This window comes from Streptomyces sp. 2114.4, from assembly GCF_900187385.1.
In the GTDB taxonomy this organism is placed as follows: Bacteria; Actinomycetota; Actinomycetes; order Streptomycetales; family Streptomycetaceae; genus Streptomyces; species Streptomyces mooreae.
In genome coordinates this window covers 5,370,379-5,386,704 of sequence record NZ_FYEY01000001.1, presented here as the reverse complement: position 1 = coordinate 5,386,704, position 16,326 = coordinate 5,370,379, and the positions used below count along the sequence as shown (strand labels likewise).

16 protein-coding genes are annotated in these 16,326 nt (G+C 73.9%); 7 read left to right on the top strand and 9 right to left on the bottom strand.

The genetic code is table 11. The features are described 5' to 3' along the window. Nucleotides 1–34: 34 nt before the first annotated feature. The 8 genes from moeZ to CFW40_RS23835 all read right to left on the bottom strand — a co-directional run bounded on the left by moeZ (nt 35) and on the right by CFW40_RS23835 (nt 8,997). Nucleotides 35–1,213 carry an adenylyltransferase/sulfurtransferase MoeZ gene (moeZ, locus tag CFW40_RS23865; RefSeq protein ID WP_088799808.1) on the bottom strand — a complete coding sequence of 393 codons (1,179 nt, stop codon included), beginning with the start codon at nt 1,211–1,213 and terminating at the stop codon, nt 35–37. A 97-nt stretch (nt 1,214–1,310) separates the two neighbouring features. Continuing rightward, nucleotides 1,311–1,436 (bottom strand): hypothetical protein, encoded by a 126-nt coding sequence (locus CFW40_RS36285; protein ID WP_256331311.1) that lies wholly within the window; start codon nt 1,434–1,436, stop codon nt 1,311–1,313. Next, complete coding sequence (locus tag CFW40_RS23860) at nt 1,424–2,380, bottom strand: NAD(P)-dependent oxidoreductase (RefSeq protein WP_088799807.1); 957 nt, start codon at nt 2,378–2,380, stop codon at nt 1,424–1,426. Before CFW40_RS23860 ends, CFW40_RS36285 begins: the two co-directional genes overlap by 13 nt. 285 nt (nt 2,381–2,665) lie before the next feature. Continuing rightward, complete coding sequence (locus CFW40_RS23855; protein WP_256331312.1) at nt 2,666–3,976, bottom strand: hypothetical protein; 1,311 nt, start codon at nt 3,974–3,976, stop codon at nt 2,666–2,668. After that, entirely contained in the window at nt 3,973–4,239 is a 267-nt protein-coding gene (locus CFW40_RS23850; RefSeq protein WP_256331740.1) for a hypothetical protein, read from the bottom strand. The genes CFW40_RS23855 and CFW40_RS23850 overlap by 4 nt, the downstream gene beginning before the upstream one ends. Then, nucleotides 4,239–6,263: a DUF3492 domain-containing protein gene (locus tag CFW40_RS23845; RefSeq protein WP_088799803.1), complete on the bottom strand. Its 2,025-nt coding sequence runs from the start codon at nt 6,261–6,263 to the stop codon at nt 4,239–4,241. Before CFW40_RS23845 ends, CFW40_RS23850 begins: the two co-directional genes overlap by 1 nt. Before the next feature lie 236 nt (nt 6,264–6,499). Beyond that, nucleotides 6,500–7,861: a DUF3152 domain-containing protein gene (locus CFW40_RS23840; protein ID WP_256331313.1), complete on the bottom strand. Its 1,362-nt coding sequence runs from the start codon at nt 7,859–7,861 to the stop codon at nt 6,500–6,502. Nucleotides 7,862–7,962: 101 nt separating this feature from the next. After that, a complete protein-coding gene (locus tag CFW40_RS23835; RefSeq protein ID WP_088799802.1) occupies nt 7,963–8,997 on the bottom strand; it encodes an alpha/beta fold hydrolase in 1,035 nt (344 codons plus the stop codon). Between the two features lie 169 nt (nt 8,998–9,166). Between CFW40_RS23835 and CFW40_RS23830 the strand changes: the two genes are divergently transcribed. The 4 genes from CFW40_RS23830 to CFW40_RS23815 all read left to right on the top strand — a co-directional run bounded on the left by CFW40_RS23830 (nt 9,167) and on the right by CFW40_RS23815 (nt 11,166). Then, a complete protein-coding gene (locus tag CFW40_RS23830; protein ID WP_088799801.1) occupies nt 9,167–9,385 on the top strand; it encodes a hypothetical protein in 219 nt (72 codons plus the stop codon). Nucleotides 9,386–9,533: 148 nt separating this feature from the next. Next, complete coding sequence (locus tag CFW40_RS23825) at nt 9,534–10,175, top strand: TetR/AcrR family transcriptional regulator (protein ID WP_088799800.1); 642 nt, start codon at nt 9,534–9,536, stop codon at nt 10,173–10,175. 139 nt (nt 10,176–10,314) lie between these two features. Continuing rightward, entirely contained in the window at nt 10,315–10,542 is a 228-nt protein-coding gene (locus CFW40_RS23820; protein WP_088799799.1) for a DUF3107 domain-containing protein, read from the top strand. Between the two features lie 333 nt (nt 10,543–10,875). After that, nucleotides 10,876–11,166 (top strand): hypothetical protein, encoded by a 291-nt coding sequence (locus CFW40_RS23815; protein ID WP_088799798.1) that lies wholly within the window; start codon nt 10,876–10,878, stop codon nt 11,164–11,166. Between the two features lie 24 nt (nt 11,167–11,190). On the opposite strand, the gene CFW40_RS23810 is transcribed toward CFW40_RS23815, so the two are convergent. Continuing rightward, a complete protein-coding gene (locus tag CFW40_RS23810; RefSeq protein ID WP_088799797.1) occupies nt 11,191–11,928 on the bottom strand; it encodes a ferritin-like fold-containing protein in 738 nt (245 codons plus the stop codon). A gap of 564 nt (nt 11,929–12,492) precedes the next feature. Here CFW40_RS23810 and CFW40_RS23805 point away from each other — a divergent pair. The 3 genes from CFW40_RS23805 (at nt 12,493) to CFW40_RS23795 (ending at nt 16,308) form a co-directional block, all read left to right on the top strand. Continuing rightward, nucleotides 12,493–14,658, top strand: a complete 2,166-nt coding sequence (locus tag CFW40_RS23805) for a DEAD/DEAH box helicase (protein ID WP_371127269.1) — start codon at nt 12,493–12,495, stop codon at nt 14,656–14,658. A gap of 119 nt (nt 14,659–14,777) precedes the next feature. Continuing rightward, complete coding sequence (locus CFW40_RS23800; RefSeq protein ID WP_088799795.1) at nt 14,778–15,644, top strand: alpha/beta fold hydrolase; 867 nt, start codon at nt 14,778–14,780, stop codon at nt 15,642–15,644. 184 nt (nt 15,645–15,828) lie between these two features. After that, nucleotides 15,829–16,308: an SRPBCC domain-containing protein gene (locus CFW40_RS23795; RefSeq protein ID WP_088799794.1), complete on the top strand. Its 480-nt coding sequence runs from the start codon at nt 15,829–15,831 to the stop codon at nt 16,306–16,308. The last annotated feature ends 18 nt before the right edge of the window (nt 16,309–16,326 follow it).

Below are 16,326 nucleotides of genomic sequence, written 5' to 3'. Positions count from 1 at the left end.
GGCGCCCCCAGCGGACCTCGCAGGCCCGGAAGCCCTAGTAGACCGGCTTCTCCGGCTCGACGGTGTTGACCCAGCCGATGACGCCACCGCCGACGTGCACGGCGTCGGCGAAGCCCGCGGACTTCAGTACGGCCAGGACCTCGGCGGAGCGGACACCCGTCTTGCAGTGCAGGACGATCTTCCGGTCCTGCGGCAGGTCCTGGAGGGCGGTGCCCATCAGGAACTCGTTCTTGGGGATCAGCTTGGCGCCGGGGATCGAGACGATCTCGAACTCGTTCGGCTCACGGACGTCGATGATCTCGATCTTCTCGTCGCCGTCGATCCACTCCTTGAGCTGCTTCGGAGTGATCGTCGAGCCGGCCGCCGCCTCCTGGGCCTCCTCGGACACGACGCCGCAGAAGGCCTCGTAGTCGATGAGCTCGGTGACGGTCGGGTTCTCACCGCAGATCGCGCAGTCGGGGTCCTTGCGGACCTTGACCTGACGGTAGGTCATCTCCAGCGCGTCGTAGATCATCAGTCGGCCGACCAGCGGGTCGCCGATCCCGGCGAGCAGCTTGATGGCCTCGTTGACCTGGATCGAGCCGATGGAGGCGCACAGCACACCGAGGACGCCGCCCTCGGCGCAGGAGGGCACCATGCCCGGCGGCGGGGGCTCCGGGTACAGGCAGCGGTAGCAGGGGCCGTGCTCGCTCCAGAACACCGACGCCTGGCCGTCGAAGCGGTAGATCGAGCCCCAGACGTACGGCTTGTTCAGCAGCACGCAGGCGTCGTTGACCAGGTAGCGGGTGGCGAAGTTGTCGGTGCCGTCGACGATCAGGTCGTACTGGGCGAAGAGCTCCATGACGTTGGTGGAGTCAAGGCGCTCTTGGTGCAGGTTGACCGTGACGTACGGGTTGATGCCCAGGACGGTGTCCTTCGCGGACTCCGCCTTGGAGCGGCCGATGTCCGCCTGGCTGTGGATGATCTGGCGCTGCAGGTTCGACTCGTCGACCTCGTCGAACTCCACGATGCCGAGCGTGCCCACGCCGGCCGCGGCCAGATACATCAGCGCGGGCGAACCCAGGCCACCGGCGCCGACACACAGCACCTTGGCGTTCTTCAGCCGCTTCTGCCCGTCCATCCCGACATCCGGGATGATCAGGTGGCGGGAGTACCTGCGGACCTCATCGACGGTGAGCTCGGAAGCGGGCTCGACCAGGGGTGGCAGCGACACGGGAACTCCGTTGGTCGGTCTTGATGGGGTTCCCCCCGCACGGGCGGAGCCGAGAGTGGGGGAGCTTGCTCTCCCCGCAACACTGCCACGGCCTTCTTCATTCCGAGACACCTGTTCCGATGCGCGAGACGAATCCGTCCCAGTAACCGGGCAGTGACACCCAGGCGTCTCCGGGCGGCCGGGCCGCCGCCCCGGCGGCCCGGCGGCCGGTCAGATACGGCATGCGGCCTCCATCCAGATGTCGGCCAGGGACTCCTCCAGTCCGATCCGCGGACGCCAGCCGAGCCGGTCGCGGGCGGTGCGGACATCCGCCTGCTGCCAGGTGCCGCAGCCGTCCGGATAGGGGTAGGTGGCGGGCGGCGAGCCGACCGGGTGCTCGGGGGACGGGCCGGGGATGACCAGCCGGGCCGGCGGGGAGTCGATCTCGTGCAGCGCGCCGCCGAAGCCGGCGACCCGGGCGAGCACGGACGCGGCCTCGCGCAGCCGTACGGCCCGGCCGGTCCCGATGTTGACGACGCCCTGCGCGGCGGACAGCGAGGCGGCGTGCACCGCCCGCGCGACATCGCGGACATCGACGAAGTCCCGCTGTACGCCGAGCCCGCCGAGCTTGAGCTCGTTGTCGCCGGACTGCATGGCGCGGCGCATCGCCTCGGCGAGCCGGCCCAGCGGTGAACCGGCCGGGGTGCCGGGGCCGACCGGCGAGAAGATCCGCAGCACGACGGCGTCGAGACCGGAGCCCAGGACCAGTTCGGTGGCGGCGAGTTTGCTGACGCCGTACGGCCCGCCGGGGCGCGGCACCGCGTCCTCGGCGGTGGAGGAGCCGGGCTGGGAGGGTCCGTACTCGGACGCACAGCCCAGGTGGACGAGCCGGGCGCCACAGGCGCTGCGGCGCAGCGATTCACAGATGGTGGCGACCGCGACGGTGTTGTGCCGGGTCAGCTCGCGGGCGCCGCCGCGGGTGGCCCCCGCGCAGTTGACGACGACACCGGGGTGGACGGCGTCGAGGAAGCGGGTGAGCGCACCGGGGCTGCCGGTGGCCAGGTCGAAGCGGACGTCGGCGTCGTCGCCCCGCCCGAGGGCGGTGAGCTGGACGGCGGGGTCGGCGAGCAGGCGGTCGGCGACATAGCGGCCCAGGTAGCCGTTGGCGCCGATGAGCAGCACCCTCATCGTGCGACCCTCCGGTCCGCGTGGCGTGTGGTCGGCTGGACGTTCATATGTCGTGCTCCTCAAGCAGGTCGGGGGAAGTGCGTCGGCTTCCGCGGAGTCGGCCTCCGGCCCGGAGGCGGGGGCCAGGTGGGGGGGCGAGGTCCGCGGGTCAGGGGTCGAAGTGGCCGTTTCGGGGTGCCGCTCCGGGGGGTGGTGCGTGGTGGGGGTGCCCGTGTGGGGGAACGGGGAGTCGTGGGACGAGGAGTCCGGGGACGATGGGCCGGGGGCCGGGGTGCGTGCGGAGGGTCACGGCCGGTGTGCCTCCGCCGGGCCGGAGGGAGCAGGCGCAGGCCAGTGCGCACAGGCGCCGGTGAGCGCCCGCAGGCCGTGGACGAGGAGCCCGGCAGCGGCGGCCGTGCAGGCCACGGCGGGTACGGCGGCCGGTCCCACGGCGGTGGTGAGCGCTGCGACCGGTACGTCGAGCGGGGGCAGGCCGGGGAGCCGGGCGATGAGCACCAGGGACAGGGCGAGGGCTTCCAGGGCGGCGGCCGAGGCCAGGCCGGTCGCCGCCGCTTCGGGGAAGCCGTGTACGGCCAGCAGCCGGGCGAGGAAGAGCAGCACCCCCAGTGCGGCCGCCGCGGCCAGGGCCGTCGCGCCGTCGCTCCCGAAGGCGGCGTCCGCACCGAGGAGCAGGGCCACCAGCGCGCCCAGGTAGAACAGGGTGGCGGCGAGCAGCAACGGCCGGACGCGGGCGGCCAGTTCTCCGAGGCCGCGGCTTGCGGCCAGACCGCGCCGCCCGCGCGCCGCGAACCAGCGGGCGCAGCCGGCCGCGGGGGCGAGGGCGAAGGCCAGGGCCACGGCGGTGGCGACGGCGGCCCGGGGCGTGGTGCCGGGCAGGTCGGGGCCGCCGGCCAGGAGCTGTCCGAGCAGCCAGTCGCCGTAGACCGCGTATCCGGCCGTCCAGCAGACCCACAGGCCGACGGTCCACGATCCGGCGCCGCGGTGGCGCAGTCGCAGCGGCCCGGACCGGGCGGCCAGCCGGACGGCGAGGGCGACCAGCGCGCCGCCCGCCGCGCCGACACCGGTGCGTACGGCGGGAGTCGCCGTACCGGCCGAGGCGAGGGCGGCGACCGCCGCGAGGCAGACGGCGCCGGGCAGCAGCTGCAGCACCGCGCGCACGCCGCGCGAGCCCCGCGCGGGGACGGGCGCGGACGGGCGGGGCTGCTCGTGCGGCCGGGCGTCCGGCGCTTCGGCGCGGGGCACCCGGGCGTAGAGCTCTTCGGCCAGCGAGAAGACGTCGCGGTGCCGGAAGCGGGCGGCCGTCCGGTCGGTGACGCCGTGCGCCTCCAGGCCGGCGGCGATCTCCAGCGCGTCGACGGCGCGTGCGCACAGCTCCTGGTGGCGGTGCATCAGGGACCGTACGGGGTCGGCGGGGCCGCGGCGCGCGGGGCGGGCGGCGGCCTCCTTGCCCGGCGGCGGGGTACGGGTGGGGTTCCCGTCCGGGTTCGGAGGGGTGGCAGTGCCGTCCGTGTTCGCCGTGGCCGACGCGCCGCGGGCGGCGTCCCCGTCCGCCGTGGCCGCCGCGGCGGGGGTGGCGCCGGTGTCGGGTGTGGTCACCGCCCGTCCCCTCTCCCCCGGTCCGCCGCCGCACAGCCGTCCCGGCCGGGGCGGGGGTGCGGCATACCCCGGCGGGCCCGGCGGACCCGGTCGTCGGGGGCGGCGTGGCGGGCGTACACCGGGTGGCCGGGACGGCGGTCGCGCCGGAGCCGCTGCCCGAGTCCGGGCCGGCTCCCGCCATGCGCCACATCCGTCATGCCCGTCACCAGCGCCACGCCCACCACGCCCATCGCACACATCACGTCCAGCACAGCCGTCACCATCACCACTGCCCTCTCTCCTGCGCTCTCTCCTTCGCTCCGGTCACGCCTGTCCGGTCGCCGCCCCCTCCCCATCTCACCGACTGTCTCGCCCCTCGGACATCGGCCGCTTCCCCGCCCTCCGTGCCTCCGCCGGCCGGCACCGGCAGCGCGGCGGTCCGCTCCTGCGCGGGGACCGCCCAGCTCGGCGTGCGGTCGGCGGGAACGGCGGCCGGGGTGGCTGACACGGCGCCCCCGGCAGCGTCCCTGGCGGCGGGCACGGCGGCGCGGGTGGCGGCGCCGGTCGCGGCCCAGCGGCCGGGGACATGGGACTCGGCGGGACGGGCGAAGGGCTGCGGTACGCCCCGGGCGTCCCGTGCACCGCAGGCGGCCGGGCGGGCCGGGGCATGGGAGATCAGCTCCAGGTAGATGCCACGAAATGCCGCGACGTTCTGCTCGACGGTGAACAGCTCCAGCGCCCGCGCCCTGGCGGCCGCGCCCAGCCTGGCCCTGCGGTCCGGGTCACCGAGCAGCGCGGTGCAGGCCTCGGCGAGGGCGCGGGGATTACGAGGCGGGACCACCAGACCGGTGCCGCCGATGACCTCACAGACCGCACCGGCGTCGGTCGACACCGTGGCGCGGCCGCAGAACATCGCCTCCACCAGGGAGCGCGGAAAGCCCTCGATCACACTGGAGAGCACCACCACGGCGCCGGAGGCGTAGGCGTCCGCCAGGGTGGGCACCTCGGGGCTGCCGACCTCCTCGAAGCTGACCGGGCTCTCGCCGACGCTGTGGGTGTCGGCCGCCTCGTCGGGGAAGAGCTGGGCGGCCAGCGCCCGGCAGTGCGCGAGGTATCCGGCGGCCTGCGGGTCGCGGCCGACGCCGCCGACGATCCGCAAGGTGGCCTCCGGTTCGGCCTTGCGGATCTCGGCGAAGGCGTGCAGCAGCGCGATGAGGTCCTTGGCGGGCTCGATGGTGCCGACCCACACCAGCGTCTTGGGGTCGTCCGTCGCGGCGTCCGCGACCGCGGCGAAGGGGGCGGCGTCCATGCCCGGATAGACCGTGCGCAGCCGGGCGCGGTCGGCGCCGCAGCGCTCCTGCCAACGCCGGGTGTGGGTGTTGCCGGGGGTGATCAGCGCGGCCTGCGCATAGGTCTCGGCGGCCAGCGCGCCCTGGAAGGCGGCGAGCAGTGCGCGCACCGGCGCACTCAACGGTGCGGTGGCGCGCGCGAGATAGTGCTCGCGCAGCCGTACGCCGTACTCGGTGACCAGCAGCGGGGTGGCGAAGAAGTGCTTGGCCAGCAGTCCGGGGAGGGCGGCGGCGCCGCCGGAGGTGGCATGGCAGAGGTCCACACCGCCGAGCCCAGGGGTGTGCCGGTCGCCGTACCAGTCCAGGGACAGCGGCCGCAGCGCGCGGGCGAGCCCGGCGGTGACCGCCAGCAGATCGTCGACCTGTGCGCCTGACGCGGCGGGCAGGGCGCGCGGCCCGTGGCAGGCGGCTTCCAGGAGGCGTACGGCGTCCTCGGAGCGCAGCAGGGCGGGCAGCCCCCGGTGCTCCCGGGCGAGTTCGGCGAGCCCGTAGAGGCCGTCGGCGAAACGGTCCGCCTTGCTGGTCACGACGTCATCGGGGGCACCGCCCGAGGCGGCGGGCGGATAGCCGGCCGGCGCTCCCCCACGGGCGGCGCCCCGGGCCTGGACCACCGGGTTGGCCGGCTCTCCTCCTGGAGGCGCCGTGGCGAAGGCCGCCACGAGAGCGCCGAAGCACTCGGCGAAGCGGCGGCGTTCGCGCCGTCCGGGGGTGCGGCCCCGGCGCGGCTCGCCGGCCCGGCGGCGCCCGGCGGGAAAGCCGTCCCCCGGGGGCGCGCTGCGCACCAGCCGTACGTGGCGAGGAAGTTCGGGCCGTGGCGGCGCGTCGCGGCGGGGCTCGGCGCTCAGGGCGTAGACCTCGAAGTCATGGCCGGTGAGCCCGCGCACGAGCCGGTCGCACCACGCCTGCGACTCACCGGACGCATACGGGTAACCACCTTCGGTGAGCAGTCCGATCCGCACGGGTGCACCCCCGTCCTCCCCTATCGGCCATATCGGCGTCCTGGTGTGCCGGCGGCACGGCCGCCACCTGCGGGAAGAAGCTATGCAAAGGGCCGGTGGCGCGATGGACGGTTGTCCATCGCGCCACCGGAAGGGGTGAACGCACGTAACTTTCCGCCCCTAAGGGCGTTTCGACGCGCTATGTGAGTGTCACGGGCCCTCGCCCGTAGTGCCCGCCGCGGCAGCCCTCGGCCCGTTCACTTCTGGGTGGGGAACGGCCAGGAGTTGGGCCGGCAGGTCACCCCGTCCGTCGTCAGGAACTTCGTCTGCTGCATCATCACCGGAGCCAGTGCGCCCTGCCGGGAGCAGGCCTCGTGGTTGCGCCCGAGGCGGTGACCGACCTCGTGATTGATCAGCATCTGGCGGTAGGCGAACATCTTGTCGTGGCCGTAGGTCTTGGCGCCCTGTGCCCAGCGGTAGGCGTTGATCATCACCCGGTCGGTGGCCGCCGAGTCACAGGAGACGTTTTCCTCGCCGGTGTCGAGACCGGACTTGGCGCACCACTTCGCCGTGGTCCCCGGGCTCGCCAGCGTGATCACGAAATCGGCGTCCCCGGATGCCACCCGCTGGAAGGTCCGCTGTCCGCCGTGCGCCCAACTGCGTTCGTCGTTGAGGGTCTTGTGCACCGCTTCGGCGAACAGCTTGCCGTCCAGCGGCAGCCCCTCCTCGATGTCGACGCGGTAGCGCAGCACCTTGCCGCGGCCGGGTGCCTTGGCGTCGCCGCCGGTCGGCCGGAAGCGGCCGCTGCCCGTCAGCTGCGCGTCCAGCGGGAAGACCTGCGCCATCTGCTCGTCGTAGCCGGCGGGCTTGGCGTCCTGGGTGGGCCGGGAGTGCGACCGGGAGGCCTCGTCGCCGACCCCGTCGGTGCGGTCGTTGCCGCTGCGCGTCTGCGGGTCGCCGCTGTCCTTGTGCTGTTCGGCGACCTGGCCCGCGATGACGACGGCGAGGACGGTGGTCACCGCGGCGGCCGCCGCGCCGGTGAACGTCCGGCCCATGCCGCCCTTCTTGATGCCGTGCCGCGACTCCTCCACCGCGAAACCGTCACCGTCGGCCGGGTCCCGGTCCGCCGGGTCGCCCGGCTCGCCGCCGTCCGCGCCGGATGCGGTCGGCGGGTTCGGGCCGCCGGCCTCGTCACGCTCGAAGACCACCGACCGGCCGGTGAAGCGGCCGCCGGGGGGCACACCGTCCCCGCCGGCCCCGTGCGGACCGGCCGCCGGCGCCGCCGTGCGGGGCGCACCGGCCCGGAACACATCGTCGTCCGGGTCGTCCGCGCCGCCCCGGCCGTCCGGGAACGGCCTGGCGTCGAAGGCATCCACGTAGTCGCGCCGCGGCCCCGGGCCGGTGCCCGGCGGGGCGAGCGGCGGTGCACCGGGCATCTCCGCGCGCGGGCGGGGAATCCTCGGCGCGCCCTGGCCGGAGGCCACCGGGGACGACGGCGCCCCGGGGAACGCGCCCCAGCCGCCGCCCGGCTCACGCTGTTCGGGGTGTCCGCCGCGCACCGCGTCGCCGTCGAACGGCTCGCGTCTGCGGCGTCCGGAGCCCGGACCGGGCCCGGGCACACCGCCTCCCGAGGGGGTGTTGCCGGGCGGACCTGCCGTCTCCGGGCTTTCCTCAGCGGTCTCGGGCCGGCCTCGGCGGCTATGGCGTCCCACGGGGCGTGTCAGCTCCTGCCCGCATCAGCGGTCACATCGGTCACTTCACTGTCGAGCAGTTCGCGGACGGCCCGCGCCACTGTCTCCGGGTATTCCATCATCGCCACATGCCCCGCCTCCGGCAGCGTCAGCAGTCGCGAACCGCGGAACGCCGCGGCCGCCCGCCGCGCCATCCGGTAGGAGACCAGGCGGTCGCGTCCACCGTAGACGAGAAGAGTGGGGGCGAGAACTCTCTCTGCCTGACGCCACAAATTGTGCTGTCCGCCCAGCGTGTAGGCGTTCACCAGACCGCGGGCCGAGCGCTCCATCACCTCCCAGAAATACGGGAGTTCCAGCCGTCGCGCATATTCCTCGGCCGCGGCGTTGAACCCTTCCGGGCTGACCCGGCCGGGGTCGCCGTAACAGAGCGCCAGCACCTCGCGGGTGCGGCGCTCGGGCGTCCAGTCGTGGGTGAGCTGGCCGAAGAGCCCGGCGATACCGGGGACGGCGAGCAGCGCCGTGGGCACCGCGGTCAGCTGCGGCGGCACTTCGGGCAGCGCCGGGGAGATCAGCGTCAGGGTGCGGACGAGGTCGGGCCGCGCCGCCGCCACCCGGGTCGAGGCGGCACCGCCCATGGAGTTGCCGATGAGGTGGACGGGGCCGCGCCCGGCCGCGTCGAGGTACCGGATGACCGCGCGGGCCTGCGCGGAGACGGAGTAGTTGCCGTCGGCGGGCGGCGGTGAGTGGCCAAAGCCGGGCAGGTCGATCGCCTCGCCGTCCACCCGGTCGGCGAGCAGCGGCATCAGGTCCGACCAGTTCTGCGAGGAGCCGCCGAGGCCGTGGACGTAGAGCGCGGGCTCGCGCCCGGCCGCGGCGCCGTCGCCCGCGGCCCCCTCCGCCCCGTCGTCGCCCTGTACGCCCCGCCCGGCGGGTGCCCGTACGGTCAGCGTCAGGCCCGGCAGGGTCACGGTGCGCACCGTCTCCGCCCCGCCGTACCGGGCCGGGCCGGCCGGTGGCACCGGGAGAGCGGCGGTCGCGGTGTCCGGCGACTCGGTCGAAGACATGGGGACGATGTTACGAGACGATCACACCCCCGATCGTGTGTCCGCGGTCACACACCGCATCGCGCTGCCGCGGCCACTCTCCTACGCTCGTAGGCGAGGGCAGCCGCCCCGGCCCCTGCTTTCATGCCAGGCACCAGCCGACGAACGAGCACGCGGAAAGGGAGCCACCATGCGCGTCGACCCGACAGACCCGGAGACCTTCGCGGACGAGAGCGACGCCACCGAAATCGATGTCGAAGCCCCCGAAGCGGACACTGCCGAGCAGTACGCCGATCTCGCACCGCAGCGGGACGAGACGGTGACCGTCCACGATCCGGACGAGGCGAACGAGGCAGATCTCGCCGAACAGGCCCGTGTCGTGGAGCTCAACGAAGACGAATACCGATGACCTGGGACGTTTTGTCGGCTTCCGAGAGGGGTGCCGGGCAGAAATTCTCGGCCTCGACCGCGCACAGCCGGGTTACCCAAAAGTACGATGGCGGGCGCGGTGCACCACCTTGTACGGACCGCGTACGGAACAACTTCTGGGAGGCAGCGTGAGCGCCATCGAGCAGACCGAGGCGGCGCGCCCGCGGGGCACACGCCTGCCACGACGGGCCCGGCGCAATCAGCTTCTGGGCGCCGCCCAGGAGGTATTCGTCGCACAGGGCTACCACGCGGCCGCGATGGACGACATCGCCGAGCGGGCGGGCGTCAGCAAGCCCGTGCTCTACCAGCACTTCCCGGGCAAGCTGGACCTCTACCTCGCCCTGCTGGACCAGCACTGCGAGGCCCTGCTGCACTCGGTGCGCTCGGCGCTGGCGTCGACGACCGACAACAAGCAGCGGGTCGCCGCCACCATGGACGCCTACTTCGCGTACGTGGAGGACCCGGGCGGCGCCTTCCGCCTGGTGTTCGAGTCGGACCTCACCAACGAGCCGGCGGTCCGCGAGCGCGTGGACAAGGTGTCGCTGGAGTGCGCCGAGGCCATAAGCGTGGTGATCGCCGAGGACACCGGCCTCTCGCGGGACGAGTCGATGCTGCTCGCCGTGGGCATGGGCGGCGTCTCCCAGGTGGTGGCGCGGTACTGGCTGTCGTCGGAGAGCAAGGTCCCGCGGGACACCGCGGTGCAGCTGCTGACCTCGCTTGCGTGGAAGGGCATCGCCGGCTTCCCGCTGCACGGCAGCGACACGCACTGACCGTGTTCGCTGCAGGCGTGCTCCAGGGCGTCCTGCGCATCCCCGGACCGGGCTAATGTGTGCTGCGTACGGCGCGATGACCGCGCATCCTCCCCCAGCTGACGCTGGGGATCCCCGGACCGTCGGAGGGACAAAAGCCGTGGAGGTCAAGATCGGCGTGCAGCACGCACCCCGCGAGATCGTTCTGGAGAGCGGGCAGTCTGCCGAAGAGGTCGAGAGCGCGGTGTCCGACGCGCTGGGCGGCAAGTCACAGCTGCTGACCCTGGTGGACGACCACGGTCGCAAGGTCCTGGTCCCGGCGGACCGGCTGGCCTATGTGGAGATCGGCGAGCCCACCGCCCGCAAGGTCGGGTTCGGCGCGCTCTGAGCAGGGGGCGCCCTGTGGCGCCCGCGGGTGACAAGGGCGGCGGCCCGGAGAGGTGACTCCGGGCCGCCGCCCTTTCCTGCGTTCGCCCCGCGTTCCCCGTGTGTTTCCCCGGATGTCTCCCGCTGCTTCCGGACGTCGGCCCACCATGGTGGCGTCGCCCCCCGCCGGGCCCCGTCCGCCGCTTTTTTGCAGATCAGGCCGTTCGAGTCGGTCCGGCTGGGCTGATCAGGCACGGGACCTGCGCCCCGAGGGTTGCTGGCGGTGCCCCCTGGGTACGACGGCCTGTGACCGATTTGTTCAGCCGATCGGCATCGTCACACGGGAGGGAACAGCATGATCTGGGAATCGCTCGGCGCCGTACTCATCGGCTTCGCCATCGCCCTGTCCGCCGCGCGATGGCTGCCCGACCGTTTCCCCGCATCCAGCCTCACGCTGGCGACCGGCCCGGTCGCGGCGCTGCTCGGCGCGCTGCTGACCCGCTCGATCCTCGGCCCCGGCCACCCCGTCCAGGTGATGGTGGCCGCGATCGCCGTGGGGGCGGCTCTGCTGTCGGTCGTGGCGCGCCCGCCGCGCCGGCGCTTTCGGCGGCCGGCCACCCCCTTGAAGGGGCACCGGACGGCCTGAACCGCCCGGCGCGCCCCTCGCGGTTCAGGCCGCGAGGCCCAGCGCGGCCATCCGCTTGGTGTGCGCCTCGGTGATCCGCGAGAACATCCGGCCCACCTCGGCCAGGTCGAAGCCGTCGGCCACCCCGCCCACCAGCATGGTGGAGAGCGCATCGCGGTCCGCGACGACCCGCTGCGCCTGCGACAGCGCCTCGCCCATCAGACGGCGCGCCCACAGTGCGAGACGGCCGCCGACCCGCGGCTCGGCTTCGATGGCCGCGCGCACCTTCTCCACGGCGAACGTGGCGTGCCCGGTGTCGTCGAGTACGGCCAGCACCAGGTCCCGGGTGTCGGAGTCGAGCCGGGCCGCGACCTCGCGGTAGAAGTCACTGGCGATCGAGTCGCCGACATAGGCCTTGACCAGGCCCTCCAGCCAGTCCGACGGCGCGGTCTGGCGGTGGAACTCGTCCAGCGCGGCGGCGAACGGCTCCATCGCCTCGTTCGGCTCCGCCTCGATCTGCGCAAGCCGCTCCCGCAGCCGCTCGAAGTGGTGGAACTCGGCCGAGGCCATCTTGGCCAGCTCGGCCTTGTCGTCCATCGTCGGCGCGAGCTTGGCGTCCTCCGCCAGGCGCTCGAAGGCGGACAGCTCGCCATAGGCGAGCGCGCCGAGCAGATCGATCACGGCGGCCCGGTACTGGGGGTCGGCGGATGCCTGCGCCCAGTCCTGGGCGGCGATCCCGGTATGTGTGTGCGCGTCAGCGGCGGCGTTGTCAGGCGTTCCCATGACCGGCACAATAGCCCGCTCGGCCGCCCGGGGAAGGCCCTGGTCAGCCACTCCGGTTCGCCCGTACGAACGGCGGTCGGAGCCCGTGTCCCGGTGCCGCGTCCGGCCGTGATGTATTCCTCACTCATACAAGCCTTCGGATGGGCGCGCCATATCCGGGGTACAGTGGTATTTGGACCTGCCGAGTACTCGGTGGGTCGTTCCACGAAGCGGATGCCCGGTCGGTGGCCCGATCGGCTCCAAACCGACCGCCCTCTGACGCGGCGCGCAGCGGACCTGCGCACGGCAAGAGGGACACCGCTCGCGGCAGGAGTGCCTGAGCGTTGGCAGTGGTCCCGCCCCACCGGCCGCATCATCAGGCCGGCCCGTACGAACCCGTACGAAGGTGCGGTACGACCCCCTTCGCCGCCTCACGCCGCGTCTCACAGAAGAGGCAAGATTCTGTCTACATTTCGAGACCTCGGGATTTTCCCCGAGACGGCCGAGGCCCTGGAAGCCGTCGGCATCATCTCTCCCTTTCCCATCCAGGAACTGACGCTCCCCGTCGCCCTCTCCGGCAACGACGTGATCGGCCAGGCCAAGACCGGCACGGGCAAGACCCTGGGCTTCGGCCTGCCGCTCCTGGAGCGCGTCACGGTTCCCGCCGACGTCGAGGCCGGCCGCGCCAAGCCCGAGCAGCTGACCGAGGCTCCGCAGGCCCTGGTGGTCGTGCCCACCCGTGAGCTGTGCCAGCAGGTCACCAACGACCTGCTCACCGCCGGCAAGGTACGCAATGTCCGCGTCCTGGCGATCTACGGCGGCCGGGCCTACGAGCCGCAGGTCGAGGCGCTGAAGAAGGGCGTCGACGTCGTCGTCGGCACGCCCGGCCGCCTCCTCGACCTCGCCGGTCAGCGCAAGCTCAACCTCTCCCAGGTCAAGAGCCTGGTGCTGGACGAGGCCGACGAGATGCTCGACCTGGGCTTCCTGCCCGACGTCGAGAAGATCATCCAGCTGCTGCCGGCCAAGCGCCAGACGATGCTGTTCTCCGCGACCATGCCCGGCCAGGTCATCTCCCTGGCCCGCCGCTACATGTCGCAGCCCACGCACATCCGCGCCACCGCGCCGGACGACGAGGGCCAGACCGTCCGCAACACCGCCCAGCACGTCTTCCGGGCCCACTCCATGGACAAGCCGGAGATGGTCGCCCGTATCCTGCAGGCCGAGGGCCGGGGCCTGGCGATGGTGTTCTGCCGTACGAAGCGGACCGCCGCCGACATCGCCGACCAGCTCTCGCGCCGCGGCTTCGCCTCCGGCGCGGTGCACGGCGACCTCGGCCAGGGCGCCCGCGAGCAGGCGCTGCGCGCCTTCCGCAACGGCAAGGTCGACGTCCTGGTCTGCACCGACGTCGCCGCCCGCGGTATCGACGTCGAGGGCGTGACGCACGTCATCAACTACCAGTCGCCCGAGGAGGAGAAGACCTACCTGCACCGCATCGGCCGTACGGGCCGGGCGGGCGCCAAGGGCACCGCGGTCACCCTCGTCGACTGGGACGACATCCCGCGCTGGAAGCTGATCAACAAGGCGCTGGACCTGGCGTTCGACGAGCCGGAGGAGACCTACTCCACCTCGCCGCACCTCTACGAGCAGCTGAACATCCCCGCGGGTACCAAGGGCGTGCTGCCGCGCAACGAGCGCACCCGGGCCGGACTGGCCGCGGAAGAGGTCGAGGACCTGGGCGAGACCGGCGGCCGCGGCCGTGGCCCCCGTAAGGGCGCCGCCGTCGAGGAGGAGCGTCCGCAGCGCACCCGTACGCCGCGCCAGCGCCGTCGTACCCGTGGCGGTACGGCGCTGGAGGAGGCGGCCGCCGCCGAAGCGCCGGCGGCCGCGTCCCCTGCCGTCGCCGAGGGCACCGAAGATGCGCAGAGCGCCGGGCCGCGTCAGCCGCGCCGGCGCCGCCGGACCCGCGGCAGCCAGGCCTCGGGCGCAGCGGCCGTCCCGGCCCCGGCCACCGAGGCCGCGAGCGCTCCCGCCAAGGTGGCCCAGGCCGCCCCCAAGGTGACCGAGGCCGCCCCCAAGGTGGCCCAGGCCGCCCCCAAGGTGATCGAGGCTGTGGCCGAGCCCGTCAAGCCGCGCCGGCGCCGGGCCCGCATCGTCCGTCCCGAGGACACCGGGAGCTTCCAGACCGTGGAGAGCGCGGCGCACGCGCTCGCGGCGGCGAAGGGCGCGGCGGTCGTCGCCGAGTCCGCGGCCGTGGCCGAGCCCGCCGAGGCGCCGGCCAAGCCGCGACGCCGGAGCCGCAGCACCGCCAAGGCCGCCGAGGCAACGGCACCGGCCGCGGTGACGGAGACCGTCACCGACGCCGCGGTGGAGGCTCCCGCCAAGCCGAAGCGGACCCGTAAGGCGGCGCCCAAGGCCGCCGACGCCGTCGTGGACACGGCCGAGGCCGTCGTGGAGGCGCCGGCCAAGCCGAAGCGGACCCGCAAGGCCGCGGCTGCCAAGCCGGCCGCCGAGAGCGCCGTCGACACCGCCGAGGCCGCCCCGGCCAAGCCCAAGCGCACGCGGAAGGCCGCGGCCACCACCACGGCCGCGGCGGACGCACCCGCCGCCGAGGAGGCCCCGGCCAAGCCCAAGCGGACCCGCAAGGCCGCGGCCAAGCCGGCCGCGGAGGCGACGGAGGCCGCCGAGGCCAAGCCGGTGCGCCGCCGCACCCGCGCCAAGGCGCCCGCCGCCGAGGCCACGCCCGAGAGCTGAGCCTCCCCCGGCTGCTGCCGGGATCCCGGCGCGACGACCCGGCGCCCGCACTGTGCGGGCGCCGGGTCGTCGGCGTCCCCGGCCCGTTTTCGCCGCCCGGCCCGGATAACCTCAACCCCATGAGCAGGCCGCCCACCCTCACGCTGCCCCCGTGCGCCCGTGCGTACCGACTCGACACCGAGCGCGGCGCCTTCGCCGTGCAGGACGCCCGGCCCGATGCCGCACCGATCGGGACCGCCCTGCTGGTGCCCGGATTCACCGGCAGCAAGGAGGACTTCATCGCCTTGCTGGCCCCGCTGGCCGCGGCCGGATTCCGGGCGGTCGCCGTGGACGGGCGCGGGCAGCACGAATCCCCCGGCCCCCGCGATGAACGGGCATACGCGCAAAGGGAGTTGGCGCTCGATGTGCTGGCCCAGGCGCGGGCCCTGCGGGAGCCGGACGGCGGGCCGGTGCATCTGCTGGGGCACTCGCTGGGCGGGCTGGTCACCCGGGCCGCCGTGCTGCTCGACGCGGCCCCGTTCCGCTCGCTGACCGTCCTCAGCTCCGGTCCCGCCGCCATCGAGGCGTCCCAGCAGGCCCGGGTGCGGATGCTGATCGAAGCTCTCGGCACGCTCGATATGGAGAGCGTCTGGCGGGCGATGCGCGAGCTGGATCCCCCGGAGGCGGCGGACGCGGCGACGCCGCCGGAGATCGGCGCGTTCCTGTACCGCCGTTGGCTGAACACCGTTCCCGAGCAGCTGATCGCGACCGGCCGTCAGATGCTGACGGAGCCCGACCGGGTGGCGGAGCTGGCCCGTACGGGGCTCGCCACGCATGTGGTCTCCGGTGCCGTCGACTATGCCTGGCCGGTGCCGTCGATGGACGCGATGGCCGAGCGGCTGTCCGCCCGGCGCACCGTCATCGAGGGCGCCGAACACTCCCCCAACGCCGAACGGCCGCAGAAGACGGCCGAGGCGCTTGCCGGGTTCTGGAGCGGTGTGGGCTGAGTGCCGCCCGGCCGCCGGGGGTCGCCGCGGGTGCGTGTGGGGCCGAGCCCGCCGGGTGCCGCCGCCCCGTGTGGGCCGAGCGGACGGCGTCGCCAGGACAGCACGGGGTGGTTCGGCGAGCATCGAGGAAGGCGGGCCCCCACCGGCGCCCGGCCGGCACCGCTTCGTACGAAGGGCCCCGACCATGACCGAGAATCCGTCGACCTCTCCGGCCGGCGCCGAGGACGCCCCCCACGGCATCGCGCTCAACCGGACCTTCGACGCCCGCCGTGAGCTGGTCTTCGAGGCCTGGACGACGCCCGAGCACTTCGCGTACTGGTTCGGCGGGGAGCTGGCGGTGCCGGTCGAGCGGATGACGATGGACGCCCGGCCGGGCGGGATCTGGACGCTGGTCATGCGCACCCCGGACGGCGGCGAGCTGCCGTTCTCCGGGGTCTACCGCGAGGTGGCCGCCCCGGAACGGCTGGAGTTCACCCTCAAGGACACCGCCGCACCGAGCTCCGAGGGCGAGATCGTCCGGGTCACCCTGACCGATCTCGGTGACCGTACGGAGATGGCCTTCCGCCAGCTCGGCGGCAACCTCTCCTCCGAGCAGTACCGCCAGGCGGAGGCGGGCTGGGCGGGCTTCTTCGACCGCCTCACCGAGCTGCTGGCGAGGGCCTGAGCGGCCTCCCCGCGGCGC

Coding starts and splice junctions, on each gene's coding strand:
- CFW40_RS36285 (WP_256331311.1), bottom strand. CDS start 1,436: ATGCCGTATCTGACCGGCCGCCGGGCCGCCGGGGCGGCGGCCCGGCCG.
- CFW40_RS23860 (WP_088799807.1), bottom strand. CDS start 2,380: ATGAGGGTGCTGCTCATCGGCGCCAACGGCTACCTGGGCCGCTATGTC.
- CFW40_RS23850 (WP_256331740.1), bottom strand. CDS start 4,239: ATGGTGACGGCTGTGCTGGACGTGATGTGTGCGATGGGCGTGGTGGGC.
- CFW40_RS23835 (WP_088799802.1), bottom strand. CDS start 8,997: ATGTCTTCGACCGAGTCGCCGGACACCGCGACCGCCGCTCTCCCGGTG.
- CFW40_RS23830 (WP_088799801.1), top strand. CDS start 9,167: ATGCGCGTCGACCCGACAGACCCGGAGACCTTCGCGGACGAGAGCGAC.
- CFW40_RS23815 (WP_088799798.1), top strand. CDS start 10,876: ATGATCTGGGAATCGCTCGGCGCCGTACTCATCGGCTTCGCCATCGCC.
- CFW40_RS23810 (WP_088799797.1), bottom strand. CDS start 11,928: ATGGGAACGCCTGACAACGCCGCCGCTGACGCGCACACACATACCGGG.
- CFW40_RS23800 (WP_088799795.1), top strand. CDS start 14,778: ATGAGCAGGCCGCCCACCCTCACGCTGCCCCCGTGCGCCCGTGCGTAC.
- CFW40_RS23795 (WP_088799794.1), top strand. CDS start 15,829: ATGACCGAGAATCCGTCGACCTCTCCGGCCGGCGCCGAGGACGCCCCC.